This window comes from Streptococcus parasanguinis (assembly GCF_015556095.1).
Classification (GTDB): Bacteria; Bacillota; Bacilli; order Lactobacillales; family Streptococcaceae; genus Streptococcus; species Streptococcus parasanguinis_Q.
Genome location: NZ_JADNLT010000004.1, coordinates 113,905 through 137,056 on the forward strand (window position 1 = coordinate 113,905; position 23,152 = coordinate 137,056).

The following is a 23,152-nucleotide window of genomic DNA, read 5'->3' on the forward strand; positions in this document are numbered from 1 at the left end:
ACAGTTATGATTGGTATTACAGGGGTAACAGGGAAATTAGGTTCTTATGTGGCTAATCTTGCCTATAAGAAGGGAATCGCTTCAGTCCATCTAGCACGAAGCCCAGAGCGTGCAAAGATCAATGCGTCAGCGGAAATTCGTAAAATAGTGTATGCCAATACACCAGAGGTGGTTGAGGCCTTGAAGGGGGTCGATATCTTGTTGATGGTCTCTGCTCGGGAAAATCCAGAGCGTGTTGAGGAACACAAGAGTCTTTTAGATGCCGCAAAGCTTGCTGGGGTGCAGCATATTGTTTATACCTCCTTTTATGGGGCAGATGAGAAGGCAACTTTTACATTGTCTCGAGATCATGCCCAGACGGAAGCCTATATCAAGGAGTTGGGGTTCACCTACACTTTTTTGAGAGATAATTTTTACTTGGACTTCTTGATTGATATGGCGCTTGAAAATGGAGAGATTCGTGGTCCAGCAGGAAGTGGGAAGGTTTCAGCAGTTGCCCGTAAGGACACATCTAGTGTTGCAGCAGAGATTCTTTTACATGCTAAGAAATGGGAAAATCAAACCTTGAATTTGACAGGGCCAGAGGATCTTTCCATGGAAGAAATCGTAGCGCTTCTCTCAAAAGAGAGCGGTAAAACCATCGCGTATGTAGATGAATCAGTAGAAGAAGCCTATGAGTCACGGAAAAAATGGCCAGCACAAACTTGGGAGTATGATGCCTGGGTCAGTACCTATACAGCGATTAAAGCTGGAGAACAAGCTGGTGTTTCAACAGATGTCGAAAAAGTCCTAGGGTATCCAGCAAGTAGCTTATTGGATATTCTTAGAGACAGAAAACTTATTGAGGAAAAATATGATTGAATACAAACATGTAGCCTTGCGCTACACGGATAAAAACATTTTAAAAGATGTCAACCTCCGCATTGAAAATGGAGAATTTATGGTGCTAGTGGGTCCTTCAGGATCTGGAAAAACCACCATGATCAAGCTGGTCAATCGTCTCTTGGAGCCGACTGATGGCAATATCTATATGGATGGGAAACGAATCAAGGACTATGATGAACGGGAGTTACGTCTCAGTACTGGCTATGTTCTTCAAGCCATTGCCCTATTTCCAAACTTGACCGTTGCTGAAAATATAGCTCTGATTCCTGAGATGAAGGGCTGGAGCAAGGAGCAAATCGCTTCGAAAACAGAAGAACTCTTGACCAAGGTGGGGCTTCCTGCGGCAGACTATGCTCATCGGTTACCAAGCGAGTTATCTGGTGGAGAGCAACAACGGATTGGCATTGTGCGAGCTATCATTGGGGAACCAAAGATTCTATTGATGGACGAACCTTTTTCGGCCTTGGATGCCATCTCCCGTAAGCAGTTGCAGACTCTTACCAAAGAATTGCACAAAGAATTCGGTATGACCACTATTTTTGTGACCCATGACACAGACGAGGCTTTGAAATTAGGCGACCGGATTGCGGTGCTACAGGAAGGAGAGATTGTGCAGGTGGCGGACCCTGAAACAATTTTACAAGCGCCTGCGACAGACTTTGTCGCAGATTTGTTTGGAGGTGCTCACCATGTCTAAACTACTTGCAACCTTTCAAGAACGCTTTGGCGACTGGGTCACTGCACTGGGGCAACATTTGCAACTGTCATTACTGACCTTGCTTCTTGCGATTTTTCTGGCTGTTCCATTAGCTATTTATTTGAGTATCCACAAAAGAACAAGCAACTGGGTTTTACAGATAGCTGGGATCTTCCAGACCATTCCTTCCATGGCTCTTTTGGGCCTCTTCATTCCTATTATGGGAATTGGGACGCTTCCGGCCTTAACAGCTCTTGTCATCTATGCCATTTTCCCCATCCTTCAAAATACCATTACCGGTTTACAAGGGATTGATCCAAGCCTTGAAGAAGCAGGAATCGCCTTTGGGATGACCAAGTGGGAGCGACTCAAGAAGTTCGAGATTCCCTTGGCCATGCCCGTCATTATGTCTGGGATTCGCACGGCAGCCGTGATGATTATTGGGACAGCTACCCTAGCTGCCTTGATTGGAGCAGGGGGACTTGGTTCCTTTATCCTCCTAGGGATTGACCGCAATAATGCCAGTCTGATTTTGATCGGTGCCCTATCTTCTGCCTTCTTAGCTATCGCATTTAACCTTCTTCTCAAATGGATGGAAAAGGCCAAATTGCGGACCATCTTTGCGGCTTTTGCTGTGATGGTTATTGGATTAGGAGCTTCTTATACACCAAGTCTTCTTCCAAAACCGAAGAAAGAAAATCTGGTCATCGCTGGAAAGTTAGGACCAGAACCTGAAATTCTCGCCAATATGTATAAGATCTTGATCGAGAAAAATACAGATATGACAGTGACCGTCAAACCGAATTTTGGCAAGACCACCTTCCTCTATGAAGCCCTGAAAAAAGGGGATATCACTATCTATCCAGAGTTTACAGGTACGGTGACCGAAAGTCTCCTCAAGCCAGCACCACAAGTCAGTCATGATCCAGAAACGGTCTATCAAGCTGCCCGAGATGGGATCAAGCAACAAGACGACCTAGCCTTGCTCAAACCCATGGCTTATCAAAACACCTACGCTGTCGCAGTGCCTAGGAAGATTGCCCAGGAGTATGGCCTTAAGACCATTTCAGATTTGAAAAAGGTGGAAGGGCAACTCAAGGCAGGCTTTACCTTGGAGTTTAACGACCGAGAAGACGGAAACAAGGGCCTGCAGAAGGTCTATGGTCTTCATCTACAAGTCTCCACCATGGAACCAGCCCTTCGCTACCAAGCTATCCAGTCTGGCGATATCCAGATAACAGATGCCTACTCAACAGATGCCGAGCTGGCTCGCTATGACCTGGTGGTCCTTGAAGATGACAAACAACTCTTCCCACCTTACCAAGGAGCACCCCTCATGAAAGAAGCTCTTCTTAAGAAACACCCTGAATTGGAAGCTGTTCTCAATCAGTTAGCTGGTAAAATCACAGCAGAGCAAATGAGCCAGATGAACTACCAAGTCGGAGTAGAAGGCAAGTCTGCTGCTCAAGTGGCGCGTGACTTTTTGGTAAAAGAAGGGTTTATTAAAAATTAACAAACCATTCTCAAGTCTTTGCACTTGAGGATTTTTTGATAGAAAGCAATTTTAACCCCTTTCAGCAAGCTTTTGTTATAGAGGGAGAGACCTTCTCTTCAAAAACTCTCCATTGAGTCTAGCTTAAAATTGTGTTACAATAAGCCTTGAAAACGAATGAAAGTATATGGAAACAAGTATGAAAATAAGACCAGTGATTGGAATTACAGGAAATGAAAGACCCTTCCCGGATGATCCAGACGCGAACATGAGTTATGCGGCGACTGGTTTTGTCGAAGCGGTCAAAGAAGCAGGAGGGATTCCCTTGATCTTGCCGATTGGAGATGCAGCCTTGGCCAAAGACTACATATCGATGATTGATAAGCTCATCATTACCGGTGGACAAAATGTCTTGCCCAAGTTTTACGGAGAAGAAATCACCATCGACAGTGATGACTACCTCTTGAAACGCGATCTCTTTGAGTTGGCTTTGATTGAAGAAGCGCGTGCGGCTAAAAAAGCGATCTTTACCGTCTGCCGTGGGACCCAGCTCTATAATGTCGCTCTAGGGGGAACTCTGTATCAAGACATTGAACACCACTGGCAGGACAATCCAGGTCAGTACACCAGCCAAGAGTTGGTGACCAAGGATCAGACGATCCTGCAAGAGATCTATGGTAAGACCAGTCGCATCAATTCTTTCCATCATCAAAGTATTAAAGACTTGGCAGATGGTTTAGAAGTGATCGCGCGGGATCCTAAAGATGACATCATAGAAGCCGTTCAATCCACAGATGAGAGTCGTTTCCTCGGCGTTCAGTGGCATCCGGAATTGCGTTTTGACAAGAGCCCAGCAGATCGCAAGCTCTTTGAATATGTTGTGAATGACTTATAACGAAGACCGAGGCTGGGACAAAAGTCCTAGCCTCTCAATTATCTTTTGATTGTCGAGCAAGACGCAGTGGTTGAGTGGGCTCTACTACGCTGATTTCATCAGCTTTTACAGCCCTACTCAACTGTGCGGAGGTGGGACGACGAAATCGAATTCTAACGAATGACCGATTTCTGTCCCACTCTCTTTTCTTTAATCTGCGTAAGAAAGACTGTAAATTGTGCCTAGGTTTTGGAGGAGGATGCGCTACAATAGAGCTAGTAGAATGAGGAGGATTAGGACATGTATCAATTTCCAAAGGATTTTTTATGGGGGAGTTCGACCTCGGGCCCTCAAACAGAAGGGCGTCTAGCCCAGGATGGAAAGGGAGACAATCTCTGGGATTACTGGTATAGGATCGAGCCCAACCGCTTTTATCAAGGGCAAGGACCAGAGAAAACATCGACTTTTTATGAACACTGGGAAGAAGATCTGGACCTCTTGTTAGAAACCGGCCACACTGCCTTTCGAACCTCTATCCAGTGGTCACGTATTTTCCCAGAAGGACGAGGGGAAATCAATCAAGCAGGTGTTGAGTTCTACCGCCGTGTCTTTGAAAAGATTAAAGAAAAAGGGATTCACCTCTTGGTCAACCTCTATCATTTTGATTTACCGATGGCTCTTCAAGAGCAAGGGGATGGTTGGGAAAATAAAGAAACCGCCTATGCTTACCAGGAATATGCGCGTTTTTGTTTCAAGACCTATGGAGATCTGGTCGATCAGTGGATCACCTTTAATGAACCTATTGTCCCTGTAGAATTTGGTTATTTTTATGATGCCCATTTTCCTCATAAGGTAGACGCAGCAGCAGCTGTAAAAGTAGCCTACCACACCCAGTTAGCAAGCTCTCTAGCAGTGAAGGCCTGTCATGAGGTGAATCCTAATTACCGTATCGGGATTGTGCTCAATTTGACACCAGCCTATCCTCGGAGCCAGCATCCAGAAGATGTGAAAGCTGCGCGTATTGCCGAGCTCTTTCAAGCCAAATCTTTTTTAGATCCATCTGTTCTTGGTCATTATCCTGAAGAATTAGTGGAGATCCTACGGGAGCGTGATCTCTTACCGGATTATGATCCCTTTGAATTGCGCTTGATCGAGGAAAATACGGTGGATTACCTAGGGGTTAACTATTACCAGCCACTCCGTGTGGCAGCTCCTCGTTATGCCCCAAATCCAGCATCTCCTCTACTCTTTGAACAATTCTATGAACCCTATGTCATGCCAGGCCGCAAGATCAATCCCCACCGAGGTTGGGAAATCTATGAGCAAGGCTTGTATGACATTGCCCAAAATATCAAAGAAAATTATGGCAATATCGAGTGGATCCTGACAGAAAATGGGATGGGGGTTGAAGGAGAGGAAAAATTCCGCAAGGATGGAGTGATCCAAGACGACTACCGGATTGACTTTGTCAAAGACCATCTTCGTGAGCTCCACCGGGCTATTCAAGATGGTGCTAACTGTAAAGGTTATTTGATCTGGACCTTTATTGACTGTTGGTCATGGCTCAATGGCTACAAGAACCGCTATGGCTTAGTTGAGTTGGACCTCGAAAGTCAAAAACGAACCCTCAAAAAATCCGGCCATTGGTTTAAAGAACTAAGCCAAGCCAATGGATTTGAAGACTAAATCAAAATCCGCAGCCTGTGTTCAATTCGTATTGAGCCTTGCATTGTCGTTTTAAAGCTTGGAGTCAAACAGTTCCCCAAACGGTTTGACTCTCAATTATTCCGAATGTCTGAAATCATTATGTTTCAGGCATTTTTCTTACAGTGGAAATTTTCTCAAATGACTTTGTCTTTAATCTTAACTCTAACTTAACTAGACCAATTTTCTTGAATTTCCTAGTTGACAAACTGGAAGAAGCATTGTATACTGACTCCGATGGTTGCTTTTTGGTCAAATTAGACTAGACCAATTTTAAAGTAACTGAGAAATCGACCATGGGTCGTTTGACTAAGTAAAGGGGAAAGTATAGCAAGGCTATATCGTAAAAACTATGTGCGGAATCGTTGGTGTTGTAGGAAATACAAATGCTACTGATATTTTGATTCAAGGACTTGAAAAACTCGAATACCGAGGCTATGACTCTGCGGGTGTTTTTCTGGCTAGTGAAGGCAAGAGCCAATTGGTAAAGGCAGTTGGCCGTATTGCAGAATTGTCAACTAAGGCGGAAGGTGTCGAAGGGACAGCTGGGATTGGACATACCCGTTGGGCCACTCATGGAAAACCAACTGAGGACAATGCTCACCCACACCGCTCTGAAACAGGTCGCTTTGTGTTGGTCCACAATGGGGTGATTGAAAACTACCTTGAAATCAAGGAAGAATACCTAGCCGGTCACCATTTCAAGGGGCAAACAGATACAGAAATCGCCGCCCACTTGATCGGAAAATTTGCTGAAGAAGATGGCTTGTCTACGCTCGAAGCCTTCAAAAAAGCCCTCCACATCATCCGTGGGGCCTATGCTTTTGCTTTGATGGATGCGGAAGATCCAAGCACCATCTATGTGGCAAAAAATAAATCACCACTCTTGATCGGTCTTGGCGATGGTTACAATATGGTCTGCTCTGATGCCATGGCCATGATTCGTGAAACCAACCAATACATGGAAATCCATGACCAAGAGTTGGTCATTGTCAAGGCTGATAGCGTTGAAGTGCAAGACTATGATGGAAACGTCAAAGAACGGGCTAGCTACACGGCTGAACTTGACCTTTCTGATATTGGAAAAGGGACTTACCCATACTACATGCTCAAGGAAATCGATGAGCAACCAACTGTCATGCGTAAGTTGATCCAAGCCTATACAGATGAATCTGGTCAAGTAGTAGTAGACCCAGCTATTATCAAGGCTGTTCAAGAAGCAGACCGCATCTATATCCTTGCGGCTGGTACCTCTTACCATGCTGGATTTGCGTCTAAAAAAATGTTGGAAGAGTTGACGGATACCCCAGTAGAACTCGGTATTTCATCTGAGTGGGGGTATGGTATGCCACTTCTCAGCAAGAAACCACTCTTCATCTTTATCAGCCAATCTGGTGAAACAGCCGATAGCCGCCAAGTATTGGTCAAAGCCAATGAAATGGGCATTCCAAGCTTGACAGTGACCAATGTTCCAGGTTCAACTCTTTCACGTGAAGCAGACATGACCATGTTGCTCCATGCTGGTCCTGAAATTGCGGTAGCTTCTTCTAAGGCTTATACGGCTCAAATCGCAGCCCTTGCCTTTCTGGCGAAAGCTGTTGGGGAAGCTAATGGCAATGAGAAGGCCAAAGCCTTTGATTTGGTGCACGAATTGTCTATCGTTGCCCAATCGATCGAATCAACCCTTTCAGAAAAAGAAGTGATCGATGAAAAAGTTCGTGGCTTGTTGGAAACAACCCGCAATGCTTTCTATATCGGACGTGGCCAAGATTACTATGTTGCCATGGAAGCCAGTCTGAAATTAAAAGAAATTTCTTACATCCAATGTGAAGGCTTCGCTGCGGGTGAGTTGAAACACGGTACCATCGCTCTGATCGAAGAGGGTACACCGGTCATCGCCCTCTTGTCAGATCCAGTCCTAGCCAGCCACACACGTGGGAACATCCAAGAAGTGGCAGCACGTGGGGCCCATGTTTTAACCATTGCAGAAGAAAATGTCGCTAAAGAGACAGATGATTTGGTCTTGACAGCGGTTCACCCTTACCTCTCTCCAATCTCAATGGTGGTGCCAACCCAATTGATTGCCTACTTTGCAACCCTTCATCGTGGGCTCGATGTTGATAAACCACGAAACCTTGCTAAGTCTGTAACCGTTGAATAAAATTATCTATATAGAAAAAAACATCCTCGTTAGGTTTTTCCTAGCGAGGATGTTTGCTTTATTTGTCAAAACCTTGCAAGGCTTTGAGGCGTTCTTCTGTTTGTCCCTTGGCATCTAGTTTTTTACCTTGGTAAACAGCAGATTCCCATGATCCATACATTGGATTTGGGAAGATGATGAATTTTTCACCAAATTCTTTTTGCAATTCGTCCAATTTCTTGTCGCGATCAGCTTCAGAGGTCTTGGAAAAATCTGCAAAGTCAACCAGGTTGTCCCCGAAGAGCAAGACAAGATTGGTCTTTTCTTGTACAGCTTGGCGACGGCCTTCTTTTGATTTGACGCCATCTTCTAAGAACATGAGGTGGTCACGTCCTTGAACAGGAATGCCTTCTTTTTCAAGGTTCTTGATGGTATCATCTACTTGAGAGGTTGTACGGTCAGAAATGTAGTAGATTTGAACCCCGTTTTGATCCGCATATTGAAGAAAATCTTTGGCACCTGGCACCGCTTTTGCGGCTGCTTTTTTCACCCAAACATCCCAATCTTTAGGATTGAAGGCCGTACCATCTTTGACGTTTTGAACTTGGTAAGGGCTGTTGTCTAAAACAGTTTCGTCCAAATCCAAGACGATGGAATAAGGCTTATCAGAAGGAGTTTGGAGGATCTCTTTCAAACGGTCAGTAGCGACATTGTAGCCTTGTAAATACAAAGCCTTGGTTTCTGCTGCCTTTTGGTACCAGAGAACAGACATGGTATTTTCTTGTGAGCGCTGCTGATCATAGGTCATCGTCACCTGATTTTTAGTGCTACTTGCTTTTGTCTCTTGCGTTTTAGTGGTGTTGCTTCCACAACTCGTCAGTAAAATGACAGAAGCAAGAGCAGAAACGATGGTAAAGGTGGTTTTTGTTGTTTTCATAAACCGTACACTCCTTAAAATTATTCTATAAAAATTATACTCCTTTCAATCTTGCCTGACAAGAAAGAGAAGAAGGTGTCTAGGAATCGGTGAAAAGAAAAAAGAAGGAAAAACGCTGCTATGAAAGGTTTCTTCGCCTCAACATATGCTATTTTTTCCTTTAAAAGAAGGGATATAGTTTTCTGCTATAACCGGATCAAGAAAAGATCAAAGCATCCCTTTTCTTCTAAAATGAAACAATAAAGAAAGATACTCGCAAGTCCCTATTTTCAAGGGCTTGCGTTTTTTTGATGCCTTTCTCAATAAAGAAATTTTAAGGCCTTGATAGGGAAAATATATTAGTCAGCTACTTTTTGAGGTGATATCATGGTTACAAATTCCAGAAGGAAAGCAGTCAGTCTTTCTGTTGGAGAAATATTGAGGAGGATGTACAGTATGAGTAAAAAAGAATTGGTTCTTCGTGCCATTCGAGGCGAAACAGTAGAGCGAATCCCTGTAGGATTTTGGCTCCATTATGTGACCCAAGAAGAAAAAGAATTGGGTCTAGACAATCCGGCTGTAGTAGAAAAAAGTATTAAGGGCCACCAACACTATGTAGAAGAAATTTCACCTGATTTTGTCAAGATCATGAGTGATGGCTTCTTCCGCTATCCGAGTGCTCTTTATTCGAGAGAGATCCAATCGATCCGAGAATTGAAGGATATTCAACCGATTGGAGAGCATCATCCATGGATTGAAAAACAAATCGAGGTGGTCAAGGAAATTTGTTCTCATTTCCATGAAGAGATTGCTTCTTTCTACAATATCTTCTCGCCCATTTCTTATTTGAAACGCTGGTTCCGTACGGACCAATCTCGTGGAGACCAAGTGATTGCAGACTTTATCAAGGAAGATCCAGAAACTTTAGCTCATGTCCTTGACGTGATTGCAGGAGACATCGCTACTTTAAGTCGTCGCTTGATCCAAGAAGCAGGTATTGAAGGTATTTACTTTTCAACCCAGCAGATCCAAGATGAGCGTGTGACAGATGAAGAATACCGCAAGTTCATTGAGCCTAGCAGCATCGCTGTCCTAGAAGCAGCCAATGAAGCTGGAGGCATCAATATCCTTCATATTTGTGGTTTTGAAGGGGCCAGCAATGAAGTGGAGCTCTTCAAGGATTATCCAGCTCAAGTCATTAACTGGGCGACCCATCATGAAGGTCTGAGCCTAGCCGCAGGTCGTAAACTTTTCGGCGATCGTGCCGTTTTGGGTGGCTTTGTCAACGGCAAGAAAGGTTTGCTCTACCAAGGGGAACGAGAAGCTATTGAGCAAGAAACGCGTCGCTTGGTGGCTGAAGCCGGAAGCCGTGGTTTGATTCTTGGAGCAGACTGTACCGTGCCAGATGATTTCCAATTGGAACGCTTAGATTGGGTACGTCAAGCAGCTGTATTGTAAGAAGAAAGGAGAGGGAGATGAAAAAAATCGATGTATGGTGTATCCTGGTAACCGTTTTGTTTTTGCTTCTAGGGCTCAGTAAAGTAGCTCTAGCAAGCAGTCAGGGGAAAGCAAAAAAAGATCCAGATATGGCAAGACTGGAGAAGATTCCAGCTCATAGTTTCTCCCTCATCCGCCCATCTGACCTAGCAGGAATTCTACTCCTTGAAGATCAGTGATAAAAAAAGATGAAGAGCTTGATAAAAAATATATATTAGTCAAACAATTATCGAAGTGATAAGATAACAAACAAGAAAAGATTAGAACGAGGTAAGAACATGTCATCAAAAAGAGAATTAGTGTTAAAAGCTTTCAAAGGAGAAGCAGTCGACCGTGTGCCAGTTGGATTTTGGCATCATTTTACAACAGAAGAAGAATGGTTGAAAGGATTTTCAAATCCGGAAATTATTGAAAAAAACCTCAATGGCCATAAAAACTTCCTTCACAAGGTCAAACCAGACTTTGTCAAACTCATGAGTGATGGTTACTTTGCTTATCCAAATCCAGCCATTCACAAAGGCCTTGAAAACATCTCTGACTTAGCAGGGATTGAACCACTCGGAGCAGATCATCCATGGATCACAGAGCAAGTAGAGCTCGTTAAAAAAATCCGTGCCGGTTTTGAAGAAGACATTGTGGCTATCTACAATATCTTTGCTCCGGTGACCTACTTCAAATGGTTGGTCGGAGAAGTTTCAGGAGGAGATGACTTGATCGCCAACTTTATCGATCAAGATGCAGCAACTCTTAAAAAAGTATTGGATACAATTGGCCAAGATATTGCAAGTTTGAGCCAACGCATCATTAAAGAAGCAGGAGCAGACGGGATCTACCTCAGTGTTCAAAGTATCCAAGATGCGCGGGTTACACAAGAAGTCTATAAAAACATTATTGCACCGAGTGAACTCCATGTCTTAGAGGCGGCCAATGAAGCCGGTGGCGTAAATATTCTTCATATCTGTGGCTACGAAGGAGCTCGCAATGATATCTATCTCTTCACAGACTACCCAGCCCAAGTCATTAACTGGGCAGTCGGACCAGAAGGAATCAGCCTAGCAGAAGGACGCGAAATCTTCGGTGGACGCACGGTTCTTGGTGGCTTTGAAAATGGTAAAAATGGTCTTCTTTACACAGGAGATAAGGCTGCGATCCAAGCAGAAACCAAACGCATCATCGCAGAAACCGGAACCACAGGCTTGGTCATCGGTGCGGATTGTACGATTCCAAGTGACATTGATGAAGAACGAATCGAATGGGTTCGTGAAGCTGCAGCAGAATAAGGAAAATAGAAAAGGGAGAACAGAGTATGAGTAAAAAAACATGGATTATCGGTGGGGTAGCAGTACTTGCCATTGCAGGTGCAACCATTCTTGGACGGAGCTTGAACCATGCAAACGACAGCAAAGGCTCAACAGGAACGAACAAGGTAACAACCTTGAAAGTAGCCCACACTCAAAACTATGTACCGTATGATTTCGTTGATGAAAAAGGAGAATCAGATGGCTATGAAGTAGCCGTTCTCAAAGCCATTGACGAAAAACTACCAGACTACAAGTTTGAGTACACTGGAACAAGTGATGACGATCTCTTAATCGGTCTAGAATCTGGTAAATACGATATCGGAACCAAAGGAGCTTGGTATACCGAAGAACGTGCTAAGAAATTTATCATTCCAAAAGAACCAATTGGAGCAAGTATCATCGGATTTACCGTACGGAAAGAAGATGCGAATAAATACAAGAACATCGATGACTTCGCTAAAGAAAAAGGAAAATTGGTTCCAATTTCACCACAAAATGCGCAGTGGAATGTTATTAAAGAATACAATGAAAAGCATAAGGACCAACAAATCGAATTAACAGCTGCGGAATCTTTCAAAGTCGCAGATGCCTATGCTTGGGTTCTTGAAGGACGTTACGATGCCTTCTTTGACATCAAACTTTCCTTTGAAAAAGCTGTCACAGATAAAGATGGTTCTTACCACCAATACGCGGACAAACTTAGCTGGTTTGCCTACAAAGGAATTCCAACTTACCCATTGATCCATAAGGATAAGAAAAACGAAAAATTTGCGGAAGCATACAGCAAGGCTATCAAAGAATTGGAAAAAGATGGGACACTTGCTAAATTGTCGAAAAAATATTTCGGTGAAGATGTCTTCAGTTATGTAGATAAAGAGAAATAAGATGGAACTGGGTGCGCATAGCCCCAGCTTCCTTATTTCTATCCGGATACAGAAAGGAAAAGAAACATGGTCTCATACGACATTTCCAAGGTCTGGTCATTTCTTCCAACCTTGGTCCAAGCTCTACCAGCGACCTTAGCTTTGATGGTGTTAACGACGCTTCTTGGTTCTGCATTTGGCTTGGTTTTGACTTGGGCACAAGTATCAGAAGAGAAGGTAGGAGCAAGTCTGGCAAAAGGCTATGTCTTTACCTTGCGTTGTACCCCTCCAATTGTCTTGCTCTTTTTGGTCTTTTATGGACTGCCCCAATTTTTGAACTGGTGGTTGGGCATTGACATTGACCACTGGTCCAAGTTTGTCTTTGTCCTTGTGGCCATGTTTCTTCTCTTTGCCGCGATGATTTCTGAGGTCTTTAAGGCAGCCTATTTGGCCATTCCCAAAGGTCAGATGGAGGCTGGCTTGAGTATCGGCTTGACGCCAGCTCAAACCATTTGGCGGATTGTCCTTCCCCAAGCCTTTCGCGTGGCTCTTCCAAATATGACGACGGCTATCTTGAACCTCATGCGCGACGCCGCTTTGGCTTATACTATTGGCTTTATCGATATCATGGGAGCAGGAAATAATTTGATCAGCCGCAATCTCGGAAATTATTCCCTTGAGACGTATACAGCCGTAGCAGTGATCTACTGGGCAATTGCCCTTGTGATCTCCTTCTCCGCTCAACTCCTTGAGAAACGACTCAGTGTAACAGAAAGGTAGCTTATGGATTTCAATTTTATTAGTAAAGCATTTCTAGCCACCTTGGGTGGTGTTCCAGTGACCCTTCTGATCATGGTCGTATCGATTCTTTTGAGTTTCTTTCCAGCCCTCTTTTTGGCACTCGGTCAGATCTATAAGGTCAAAGGTGTTCGCAGTTTCTCAGTGATTTACTTAGCCTTTATCCGCGCGACGCCTCCGATTCTCTTGATTCTCTTCTTTTATAGTCTCTTTCCCAGCCTCTTAAATAGCTTTTTTAAGAGTATTGGCAGTCACTTTAATGTCTTTGAGATCAATCCCATTTACTATGCCTTTATCATCTTTAGCTTGATGACAACGGGGAGTCTTGCTGAAATTCTACGGTCAGCTATTCTGACGGTGGATAAGGGCCAGCTTGAAGCAGCGCAAGCCATCGGTTTGACCAATCGCCAAGCCTATATCCGCATTGTTTTTCCACAAGCCTTGCGTGCAGCCCTTCCTAATTTGTGTAACTTGGTTATCAACTTGGTCAAAGGAACTTCCCTTGTCTTTGTCATGACCATCAAGGATATTACCGCAATTGCCAAGGTCGAAGCCTCTTATGGCTATCAATATTTTGAATCCTATCTAGTGATTTTTATTCTTTATATTGTCATTTGTGGAGTGATTCAGTGGGGATTCAATCGCTTAGAAAAACGCCTGACACTCGCATAGAAGAAGGAGAAATAAGAAGATGTTAGAAGTAGAACACGTATCGAAAAAATTTAAGGACCACCAAGTGCTGGTGGATGTTAATCTCAAGGTCAACCAAGGGGATGTCGTCGTTATTTTGGGGCCATCTGGATCAGGAAAAACAACCTTCCTTCGCTGCCTCAATCACTTGGAAAAGGCAGATACAGGTCACCTAACCCTAGGTGGAAAAGAGTATGACCTCTCAAAACTCAGCAAAAAAGAGATTCTAGAAATCCGCCAAAAGACAGCCTTTGTCTTCCAGCATTACAATCTCTTCGCTAATAAAACAGCGATTGAAAATATCTTAGAGGGCCTGATTGTGGCTCGGAAGATTCCAAAAGAAGAAGCCATCCAACGGGCAGAATCCGCCCTTGAAAAAGTCGGCCTCCTCGCTTATAAGGATTACTATCCTTCTCAATTGTCAGGTGGTCAGCAGCAACGGATCGGGATTGCGCGTGCTATCGCGGTCAAACCAGACGTGATCTTGCTGGACGAACCGACTTCAGCGCTAGACCCAGAGTTGGTCGGTGATGTCTTAGATGTCATGAAGCAATTGGCCCAAGAAGGAGTGACCATGGTTGTCGTAACCCATGAGATGGGCTTTGCGCGTGATGTGGCAAACCACGTTATCTTTATGGATGGCGGACACATCATCGAAGAAAATGAACCGCATGAATTCTTTAATAGTCCAAAGGAAGAGCGAACCAAACAATTCCTTTCACGGATTTTATCTGATGCTACTTATAGCGTCGAATACATGATTTAACAAGAGACACACCTAGTAAGGGTGTGTTTTTTAGGTTCTGGAAAAAATTTTTAAAAATTGGCTCATTTTTTAAAAATCATTACGAATAATATAAGTGAGAGGGAAATATGACTGATAAAAAACAACGATTTGTACTACTATTCTTACTGACTTTGTTTCTAGGAGGTTGCAGTCTTTTTACGGATAAAGCTGCTGAGAGAAAGGAAATGATTCAGATCGCAGAAAGTACGAAAATGGAGCGAGCGATAAAACACTTGTTAATCAGTATCGATCCGAAAGCTTTCACTTCAGAAGGAGTCATTCACTCCTATACCCTGATAAAAGGTGAATTGGAATACAATCCAATGGGAGGGATGAATGTCTCTCTCGTTATCAATGGCGATAAAAAGTTAACGATCGATACGACTGTTCAAATGGAAGATTCAGGACAGTTCGAAGTAGCTTGTTATGGTATTTCAGCAAGATTAGATGATCTGTTAAGTGAAGCAGAAGATGCTGGGAAATAAACTCATTCAGGTAAACACCCCTAATATAGGTAAATAGAAACAATTCTGGATCAAAGCTGGTATGTTACATCAATAGCTAGTGCTTGTAACGATTTGGCAACATTTTTTAACAAAAGTAACATTTCAGGTATGAATAGAATTTTGTATAATAAATTCTAAGAAACCTGAAGAAAGAATGGGAAGAAGATGAAAAAAAGTAAATTTATTGTGTTGATAATGGTAGTATTTAGCCTGAGCTTAGGAGGCTGTAGCTTTTTTAATGGACAATCTGCCAAGAAACAAGAAATGATTCAAATCGCGGAGAGTAAGAAGATGAAGGTAGCGATTGAAAATATGTTAAAGGATATTGATCCTGAAGCATTAACTCCGCAGGGGAAAATACACTCGTATAAAATCTTGGAAAATCAATTGGAATACAATCCAATGGGTGGGATGAATGTATATTTGGAAGTCAATAATGATGAAAAACTAACTATTGATACTACTGTTCATATGGAAGATTCGGGAGAATTTGAGGCTGGAAGTTATGGTATTTCTGCAGAGTTAAGTCGTTTACTGAGGGGAGATGAATATGGTAAATAACACAAATTTTTCAGACAGACAGCATGTAGAAGCATCATTAATTGAATATAGATCATTAAAATTAGGAAAAAATCAAAAAATTAAAGAAGGTAGTGAATATGTTGGTAATGTTTCTCACATTTATGATAGTGTAAATGGCAATGAAGAACAAGTCTTCGTACTAACGGATAGTGGCAAGGGTGTTGAACAAGATCCAGTCCCCTATACTGCTTCAGATGAAGAACGTGCCCAAATCCATGACGTGACTGTCTTGATGAAGGGATCTGAAACTGAAATAAGTACACAAAAATTACTCCATGATACATATACGGATTGGGTAAAGACAGATTTGCCAGCAGCTTCCAATATTTTGAACCCTGGTGGTGCAAGCGAGTATGCAACAGAATATGCGAAGAATTATGCGCGAGATAAGGCTAAAAATGGTTTTAACAATGCTGTAGAAGCTTTTGAAGATGCAATTATTCCTACATCTGTTAATCTTCCACCGGAGGCCACTCCCTTAGGTAGGTTCATACAAAAAGCGATGGACAATCCTGTCAGCAATTTCATACAGGAAAAAGCATCAGATGCGGTCGGCTTTTTTGCAGAAAGAACAGCCGAAGAACAGGTTAAATTTCCTGCTTTAATGGGAGCTGCTTTTTTAAAAAAATACAATGATGAAAACGGTACTTTCCCGCCTCCGCAGTTTAAAGATGCTGCAGCTCATTTGAAAGAGGTGATCCGAAAATACCCCAATGCCAAGATCGATCTATACGGTCACTCTCTGGGGTCTATGAATATTCAGTATGCGCTTGCCTGTTTGACGGAAGAGGAAGCTTCTCATATTGGGACTGTCCATCTATACAATGGCCCTAATGCCTATTCCATCTTAACACCCGAGCAAAAATCGCGTATAGATTCGCTGAAGTACAAAATTTACAACCACATTGACCATAAAGATTTGGTTAGCTTGGGCTATCAGGATTCTGGAAGCAAGGAATCCAGTGGGATTGTCAAGCACCTCAAAACTAAAAATTTGATAAATACTGGCCTGCAGCACATGATGCATGGTTATATCTATGATAAGGATGGGAATTTGGTTCTTGAAAAGGGAACGGAAGCCATCACTCGCAAGGAAATCATTGAAGAGCGGATGAAGGTTTACTATCGCCTAAAGGATAAATTACAAAAAACAGGTGGTGGACTGAGTTCGAGTGAACAAATCTATCTCGATGCCTTGCAGGCACGCTTGGCTTCTGATGAGCTGATTCGAGTAGTGGATGAAGGGCTGGAGCAAGCTCAGAAATCTAAGGCACGACTGGATACAGATTTAGAAGCTTTGGAGAAAGTATTACAGACCGTTCCGAAAGGCTTCATTCTCAATCTTTCCGAAGTAGAAGAGGCCTATGCACAGGCTGGTGCAACAAGGCAAACAGTTGTCACTCAAGTAAGAGAAAGGTTCGACAATCGTTTGGCTGCATATCAGTCCTTATCGAATGAATTTCATGCTTTAAACGAGCAAGTGAATGCAGGAATTGAGCTCTTAAAAGCAAAAGATCAAAAAATAGCAGGAGAAATGAACCAGTGGGAACAACTAGCTTATTAATTTCATCTACTCTTTCAAAAAAGGAAAAGAAACTAGATCACTTGGAAAGAGAGTTCCAAAAAGCGCGCTTGGAGCTAGATGAAAAGCGTTGCCTAGTGGAAAGAAAACAGCAGCTCTTCACCCAGATGCTGGAAGAAGAGTATGCGATGGCAGCTTCCTTCTTACAAGAGCAGGAAGTTGATAACAGTTGTGGATGGGAGTCCCTCCATCGCTGTATCGAAGAGTATGATATCGAAGCTAGAGAAGCTGCACAAGTAGCTTTAAAACAGATCGAAATCGAGGAAGAGAATTTATGGCAATCCTACCGGAAAGATAGACGCCAACTGGAAGAGGAGTTTGCACAAGATAAAGTTTCATAGTATAGAAGAGGAGGAAGTATGGGTGATAGTCCAGTCAAAGATTTCTTTGATTTAGATATGAAAGATAAGATGAGGATCATCGAAAGCCGAAAGAAACTTGAAAAAGATTTAATCCGGGTTGTCTATGCGCCCGTTTTATTGACCTGCAAGGCAGGAGTTGAGAAGCGTTACAATGATGGCTTGACTGCGATTGCAACAGTAGCTGAAGAAGACGTCCAAGTGGTCGGGAAGCAACTAGACCAATCCATGGTGGGGCAATTTGCTAAAAATGTACAGACAGCTATTCAAGAAAAAGCTGGTAAATTTAAATCTATCTAGCCAAGAACTTCTATTTAAATATGGAATCTGGAGTGACATCCAGATTTTTTAATAAATTTAAAAAATTATGTAAAAAAGTGTTGACAAAGAAATCAGTCTGCGTTATAATAATTTATGTAAACAAAAAGAGGTTGAAAAAACCTACTAGTTTACAAGATCAATAGTGGAAAGGAGATGGTGATATGCTATTTCCAAAATTAAGACAACTAATTGATAAAAGGAAAAATAGAAACTGTTAGCCTGTAGGGCTATTATTAAATAAATGAATTAAAATTATGTAAACAATCAAACGGCAGTCAATTGGTCTGCTAATTTTCAAGAATGAATTAAAATTATGTAAATTAGAGGTACACAATATGAATAACAACTTTAACAATATGGATGATCTTTTCAATCAACTAATGGGAAACATGGGTGGTTTTCGTTCTGAAAGCCGTCGCTACATGATCAACGGTCGTGAAGTGACACCTGAAGAATTCGCTATTTACCGTCAAACCGGTCAACTTCCAAATGAAGGAAGCGAGCAAGTGCAACACCATCAAGGTAAAGGAATGAAACAAGATGGGATCCTTGCAAAACTTGGTCGCAACTTGACCGAAGAAGCTCGTGAAGGAAAATTGGATCCAGTCATCGGACGTAATAAAGAAATTCAAGAAACTGCTGAAATCTTGTCTCGTCGTACCAAGAACAATCCTGTCCTTGTAGGGGATGCCGGTGTTGGTAAAACAGCAGTTGTAGAAGGTTTGGCACAAGCTATTGTGAACGGGGATGTTCCAGCTGCTATCAAGAACAAAGAAATCATCTCGATTGATATTTCTGGTCTAGAAGCTGGTACGCAATACCGTGGTAGCTTTGAAGAAAATATTCAAAATCTGATCCAAGAAGTCAAGGCTATGGGAAATGTTATTCTCTTCTTTGATGAAATCCATCAAATCCTTGGTGCAGGTAGCACAGGTGATGGTCAAGGATCTAAAGGTCTTGCGGATATCATCAAACCTGCTCTTTCACGTGGGGAATTGACAGTCATTGGGGCAACGACTCAAGATGAATACCGTAACACCATCTTGAAGAATGCGGCTCTTGCTCGTCGTTTCAACGAAGTGAAAGTCAATGCTCCATCAGCCGAAGATACTTTCAAGATCCTCCAAGGGATCCGTGATCTTTATGAAAAACACCACAATGTCATCTTGCCAGATGAAGTTTTGAAAGCAGCGGTTGATTATTCGATCCAATACATTCCACAACGTAGCTTGCCTGATAAGGCCATTGACTTAGTCGATGTGACAGCTGCTCACTTGGCAGCCCAACATCCAGTAACGGATGTTCATGCTGTGGAACATGAAATTGAAGAAGAAAAAACCAAACAAGAAGAAGCTGCGGCTAAAGAAGATTACGAAGCAGCTTTGAAAGCAAAAGTTCGAATCGAAGAACTTGAAAAGAAAATTGCTAATCATACGGAAGACCATAAAGTAACAGCAACAATCAACGATGTGGCTGAATCTGTAGAACGGATGACGGGTATTCCAGTGTCTCAAATGGGTGCAACTGATATCGAACGTTTGAAAGATATGGGTCACCGTTTGCAAACTAAGGTTATCGGTCAAGATAAAGCCGTTGAAGCAGTAGCGCGTGCTATCCGTCGGAACCGTGCAGGATTTGACGAAGGGAACCGTCCAATCGGTAGCTTCCTCTTTGTAGGTCCTACTGGTGTTGGTAAAACTGAGTTGGCTAAACAATTGGCTCTTGATATGTTCGGAACCAAAGATGCCATCATCCGTTTGGACATGTCAGAATACAGCGACCGCACAGCCGTTTCTAAATTGATTGGTACAACAGCTGGTTATGTTGGTTACGATGATAACAGCAATACCTTGACAGAACGTGTTCGCCGTAACCCTTACTCAATCGTCCTTCTTGACGAAATTGAAAAGGCAGATCCTCAAGTGATCACCCTTCTCCTTCAAGTCTTGGATGATGGTCGTTTGACAGATGGTCAAGGGAACACGGTCAACTTCAAGAACACTGTGATTATCGCCACTTCAAACGCTGGCTTTGGTTACGAAGCCAACTTGACAGAAGATGCGGATAAACCAGAACTCATGGATCGTTTGAAACCTTACTTCCGTCCAGAATTCTTGAACCGTTTCAACGCTGTCATTGAATTCTCACACTTGAGCAAGGAAGATCTTTCTAAGATTGTTGATTTGATGTTGGTAGATGTCAATAAGACCCTTTCTAAGAAAGAAATCGACTTGGCAGTGAGCGATGCAGCTAAAGAATACATGACTGAAGAAGGTTATGATGAAGTGATGGGTGTTCGTCCACTCCGTCGGGTAGTTGAACAACAAATCCGTGACAAAGTCACAGACTTCCACTTGGATAACTTGGATGCCAAACATCTCGAAGCAGACATGGAAGATGGTGTCCTTGTGATCAGAGAAAAAGACACAAAGAAGGAAGAAAACGCTGATAAACAAGCAGATTAAGGCGAATTAGTTTGTGAAAAATAGAGACTGCTATCATATAGCAGTCTTTATTTTTTCTTCCCACCTGGGGGAAATTATTCGCCGTATAAGGCCAAAATCCTCCTATTTGAGCTAAAAAAACATCAATAATTAGTGAAATTAATCCAATTTGAGCAAAATTATTAATAAATAAAGAAAATAAGTATATAATCTATACAAGAATAAAATTTGAGGAATGGAAGTAAGATGAGCAATACAATTGATATCTACTCAACTCCCGAATACAGAAAAGTGGAAGCCGTTGTTCAACTGATGGTTGACGGTCGCTTGACGAGCTATCGTGTCGCAACTGAAACAAACATCAGCAAAATGAGCTTGGCGACTTTGACGAAGGGAACGAGTAAAATCAAAAATATTACCTATCAAACGGCTTTGGCCTTGATTGATTGGTATGATGAGAATCATGAAAAGTATGGCATTACGATTGACTAGTCAGTAGCCCACTTTTCGTGGTTTTTTTCTTTTTCATCAAAACTTGCCTCCTCTCTGAGACTGGAGTCTGATTTTACTTGAAGAGGATGGGAAAACTTGAAAAGACGGGCGAAATTTGATATAGTATAGCATATATGAAAATTAAAGGAGAAACATATGCAAGGCGGAAGTTTGCTAATTATGCTCGTTCTTATGGTCGGTTTGATGTACTTCATGAGCCGTAGCCAAAAGAAACAGTACCAAAAACGGATGGAAAGTTTGAATAAACTTCAAAAAGGAAATGAAGTCATCACGATTGGTGGCTTGTACGGAACCATCGATGAAGTCGACACAGACCGCAAGACCGTTGTCTTGGATGTTGATGGTGTCTACCTGACCTTTGAATTGGGAGCGATCAAAACAGTTCTTCCTGTATCAGAAGGAATCTCAGCTACTGCTACAGAAGGTGCTAGCTCAGATGCCGATTCAGCCATCGAAGAATAATCATCAAAGAAGAGGCAAAGGCCTCTTTTTTGGTGGGCAAATAGGACGATGTGATGAAGGAAAGCCTTGCTGGTTCGAAAAAGAGGCCAGAGTCCCTATTTTATGGGGATTTATGGTATAATGAAGCGATAAATATTGAAATAGGTAGAAAAACATGTTTCGTTTTAAGAAAAAAGAAAAAATCGAGATACCTTTAGAAGTCCCGAAACACATTGGGATCATTATGGATGGCAATGGTCGCTGGGCGAAAAAGCGGATGCAACCGCGCGTCTTCGGTCATAAGGCGGGGATGGAAGCTCTCCAAGAAGTGACGATTGCAGCAAAAAATATGGGGGTTCAGGTCCTGACTGTCTATGCCTTTTCGACCGAAAACTGGACACGCCCTGAAGATGAAGTCAAGTTCATCATGCACTTGCCGGTCGAGTTTTATGATCGTTTCGTCCCCGAATTGCATCGCAACAATGTCAAGATTCAAATGATCGGTGATACCAAGAAATTACCAAAAGAAACGCTGGAGGCTTTGGAAAGAGCAGAAGCGATGACCCATCTCAATACAGGCTTGATCCTGAATTTCGCACTCAATTATGGTGGACGTGCTGAGATCACTCAGGCCGTGAAGCAGATCGCCCAAGAAGTCTTGGATGCGAAGTTCAGTCCAGAAGATATCACAGAAGAGATGATCGCAGATTCTCTCTATACCGAGAGTTTGCCACGCGTCCTAAGGGATCCAGATTTGATTATTCGTACCAGCGGAGAGATCCGTTTGAGTAATTTCCTTCCTTGGCAGGCGGCCTATAGTGAGTTGTATTTCACAGATGTGATGTGGCCAGATTTTGGAGAGGAAGCACTACGAAGTGCCATAGTAGAATATAGCCATCGCCATCGGAGATTTGGTGGTGTTTAGGAGAAGATGATGACGAAAGATTTACAAAAACGTGTGATTTTTGGAGGAATTGCCCTGCTCTTTTTCATTCCAACAGTAATGGTTGGAGGGGTGTTCTTCCAGATTGTGATTGGCTTGATCGCCATGCTAGGGGTTCATGAATTGCTCAAGATGAAGGGGCTTGAGACAGCGACTTTTGAAGGAGCGCTAGCCATGTTAGCGGCCTTCGTCCTGACTTTGCCGATCGAGGACTACCTCCCTTACCTTCCAGCAGATGGCAATATGATTGCCTATGGTCTGGTTGTCTTGATTCTCATGGGGACAACTGTTCTTGCTCAGAATTACAATTATGAAGATGTGGTCTACCCCATTGCGTCCAGCTTTTATGTTGGACTTGGTTTCCATTCCTTAGTAGATGCGCGAATCGCTGGTATTGATAAGGTCTTATTGGCCCTCTTTATTGTCTGGGCTACAGATTCAGGTGCTTATCTGGTAGGAAGCCGATTTGGGAAACGCAAGCTCATGCCTGCGGTTTCTCCTAATAAAACGATTGAAGGCAGTCTTGGGGGGATCTTGTCTGCAGTTGCGGTAACTGTGATCTATATGATCGTGGATCGCTCTGTGGCAGGTGGACATGGTTTTCTTGCTATGATCTTCTTTACCATCCTCTTTAGTATTGCAGGTCAGTTTGGAGATCTGGTAGAGAGCGCGATTAAACGCCATTTCGGTGTGAAAGATTCTGGGAAATTTATTCCAGGACATGGTGGTGTTCTAGACCGCTTTGATAGTTTGATTTTTGTCTTTCCCTTGATGCATTTCTTGGGCTTGTTCTAAGACAGAAGAGATAGAAAGGAAA

At 42.7% G+C, this 23,152-nt stretch carries 24 protein-coding genes; 23 read left to right on the forward strand and 1 reads right to left on the reverse strand.

Translation table 11 applies throughout. The features are described from left to right. Window positions 1-6 precede the first annotated feature (6 nt). From I2E70_RS05695 to glmS, 6 genes are all read left to right on the forward strand, one after another. Entirely contained in the window at window positions 7-861 is an 855-nt protein-coding gene (locus I2E70_RS05695) for an SDR family oxidoreductase (RefSeq protein WP_195423889.1), read from the forward strand. Beyond that, window positions 854-1,582: an ABC transporter ATP-binding protein gene (locus tag I2E70_RS05700; protein WP_195423892.1), complete on the forward strand. Its 729-nt coding sequence runs from the start codon at window positions 854-856 to the stop codon at window positions 1,580-1,582. The genes I2E70_RS05695 and I2E70_RS05700 overlap by 8 nt, the downstream gene beginning before the upstream one ends. Beyond that, window positions 1,575-3,095: an ABC transporter permease/substrate-binding protein gene (locus tag I2E70_RS05705; protein WP_195423897.1), complete on the forward strand. Its 1,521-nt coding sequence runs from the start codon at window positions 1,575-1,577 to the stop codon at window positions 3,093-3,095. The genes I2E70_RS05700 and I2E70_RS05705 overlap by 8 nt, the downstream gene beginning before the upstream one ends. Window positions 3,096-3,273: 178 nt before the next feature. After that, entirely contained in the window at window positions 3,274-3,969 is a 696-nt protein-coding gene (locus I2E70_RS05710) for a gamma-glutamyl-gamma-aminobutyrate hydrolase family protein (RefSeq protein ID WP_049507550.1), read from the forward strand. A gap of 279 nt (window positions 3,970-4,248) precedes the next feature. Beyond that, a complete protein-coding gene (locus I2E70_RS05715; protein WP_195423901.1) occupies window positions 4,249-5,634 on the forward strand; it encodes a glycoside hydrolase family 1 protein in 1,386 nt (461 codons plus the stop codon). A 370-nt stretch (window positions 5,635-6,004) separates the two neighbouring features. Further along, window positions 6,005-7,813: a glutamine--fructose-6-phosphate transaminase (isomerizing) gene (gene glmS, locus I2E70_RS05720; RefSeq protein ID WP_155169344.1), complete on the forward strand. Its 1,809-nt coding sequence runs from the start codon at window positions 6,005-6,007 to the stop codon at window positions 7,811-7,813. A gap of 58 nt (window positions 7,814-7,871) precedes the next feature. On the opposite strand, the gene I2E70_RS05725 is transcribed toward glmS, so the two are convergent. Continuing rightward, window positions 7,872-8,729, reverse strand: a complete 858-nt coding sequence (locus I2E70_RS05725; RefSeq protein ID WP_003004374.1) for a 5'-nucleotidase, lipoprotein e(P4) family — start codon at window positions 8,727-8,729, stop codon at window positions 7,872-7,874. Between the two features lie 435 nt (window positions 8,730-9,164). Here I2E70_RS05725 and I2E70_RS05730 point away from each other — a divergent pair, with 435 nt between their 5' ends. From I2E70_RS05730 to I2E70_RS05810, 17 genes are all read left to right on the forward strand, one after another. Beyond that, window positions 9,165-10,166, forward strand: coding sequence for a uroporphyrinogen decarboxylase family protein (locus I2E70_RS05730; RefSeq protein ID WP_023919550.1), 1,002 nt, complete (start codon window positions 9,165-9,167; stop codon window positions 10,164-10,166). 17 nt (window positions 10,167-10,183) lie between these two features. Then, window positions 10,184-10,384 (forward strand): hypothetical protein, encoded by a 201-nt coding sequence (locus I2E70_RS05735; RefSeq protein ID WP_023919548.1) that lies wholly within the window; start codon window positions 10,184-10,186, stop codon window positions 10,382-10,384. Window positions 10,385-10,483: 99 nt separating this feature from the next. Then, window positions 10,484-11,485 (forward strand): uroporphyrinogen decarboxylase family protein, encoded by a 1,002-nt coding sequence (locus I2E70_RS05740; RefSeq protein WP_023919547.1) that lies wholly within the window; start codon window positions 10,484-10,486, stop codon window positions 11,483-11,485. Window positions 11,486-11,511: 26 nt separating this feature from the next. Further along, the gene (locus I2E70_RS05745) at window positions 11,512-12,390 is read left to right on the forward strand and encodes a transporter substrate-binding domain-containing protein (protein ID WP_023919545.1); all 879 of its coding nucleotides are present in this window, start codon (window positions 11,512-11,514) and stop codon (window positions 12,388-12,390) included. Window positions 12,391-12,456: 66 nt separating this feature from the next. After that, window positions 12,457-13,149, forward strand: coding sequence for an amino acid ABC transporter permease (locus I2E70_RS05750; protein WP_155200101.1), 693 nt, complete (start codon window positions 12,457-12,459; stop codon window positions 13,147-13,149). Between the two features lie 3 nt (window positions 13,150-13,152). Beyond that, window positions 13,153-13,839, forward strand: coding sequence for an amino acid ABC transporter permease (locus tag I2E70_RS05755; protein WP_024056362.1), 687 nt, complete (start codon window positions 13,153-13,155; stop codon window positions 13,837-13,839). Window positions 13,840-13,858: 19 nt separating this feature from the next. Continuing rightward, window positions 13,859-14,623, forward strand: a complete 765-nt coding sequence (locus I2E70_RS05760) for an amino acid ABC transporter ATP-binding protein (RefSeq protein ID WP_155200102.1) — start codon at window positions 13,859-13,861, stop codon at window positions 14,621-14,623. Window positions 14,624-14,730: 107 nt separating this feature from the next. Continuing rightward, the gene (locus tag I2E70_RS05765; protein WP_195423903.1) at window positions 14,731-15,129 is read left to right on the forward strand and encodes a DUF1310 family protein; all 399 of its coding nucleotides are present in this window, start codon (window positions 14,731-14,733) and stop codon (window positions 15,127-15,129) included. 186 nt (window positions 15,130-15,315) lie between these two features. Continuing rightward, the gene (locus I2E70_RS05770; RefSeq protein ID WP_155200103.1) at window positions 15,316-15,711 is read left to right on the forward strand and encodes a DUF1310 family protein; all 396 of its coding nucleotides are present in this window, start codon (window positions 15,316-15,318) and stop codon (window positions 15,709-15,711) included. Further along, complete coding sequence (locus I2E70_RS05775) at window positions 15,701-17,296, forward strand: hypothetical protein (protein ID WP_195423906.1); 1,596 nt, start codon at window positions 15,701-15,703, stop codon at window positions 17,294-17,296. The genes I2E70_RS05770 and I2E70_RS05775 overlap by 11 nt, the downstream gene beginning before the upstream one ends. Further along, window positions 17,275-17,655 carry a hypothetical protein gene (locus I2E70_RS05780; RefSeq protein ID WP_021154366.1) on the forward strand — a complete coding sequence of 127 codons (381 nt, stop codon included), beginning with the start codon at window positions 17,275-17,277 and terminating at the stop codon, window positions 17,653-17,655. The genes I2E70_RS05775 and I2E70_RS05780 overlap by 22 nt, the downstream gene beginning before the upstream one ends. A gap of 18 nt (window positions 17,656-17,673) precedes the next feature. After that, entirely contained in the window at window positions 17,674-17,973 is a 300-nt protein-coding gene (locus I2E70_RS05785; protein WP_070586354.1) for a hypothetical protein, read from the forward strand. A gap of 356 nt (window positions 17,974-18,329) precedes the next feature. Further along, window positions 18,330-20,459, forward strand: coding sequence for an AAA family ATPase (locus I2E70_RS05790; RefSeq protein WP_195423909.1), 2,130 nt, complete (start codon window positions 18,330-18,332; stop codon window positions 20,457-20,459). Window positions 20,460-20,684: 225 nt separating this feature from the next. Next, window positions 20,685-20,930, forward strand: a complete 246-nt coding sequence (locus I2E70_RS05795) for a hypothetical protein (protein WP_003009969.1) — start codon at window positions 20,685-20,687, stop codon at window positions 20,928-20,930. A gap of 156 nt (window positions 20,931-21,086) precedes the next feature. Next, the gene (gene yajC, locus I2E70_RS05800) at window positions 21,087-21,413 is read left to right on the forward strand and encodes a preprotein translocase subunit YajC (protein ID WP_003004444.1); all 327 of its coding nucleotides are present in this window, start codon (window positions 21,087-21,089) and stop codon (window positions 21,411-21,413) included. Window positions 21,414-21,567: 154 nt separating this feature from the next. Beyond that, the gene (locus tag I2E70_RS05805; RefSeq protein WP_003009971.1) at window positions 21,568-22,317 is read left to right on the forward strand and encodes an isoprenyl transferase; all 750 of its coding nucleotides are present in this window, start codon (window positions 21,568-21,570) and stop codon (window positions 22,315-22,317) included. A 9-nt stretch (window positions 22,318-22,326) separates the two neighbouring features. After that, a complete protein-coding gene (locus tag I2E70_RS05810) occupies window positions 22,327-23,130 on the forward strand; it encodes a phosphatidate cytidylyltransferase (RefSeq protein ID WP_023919527.1) in 804 nt (267 codons plus the stop codon). Window positions 23,131-23,152 lie beyond the last annotated feature (22 nt).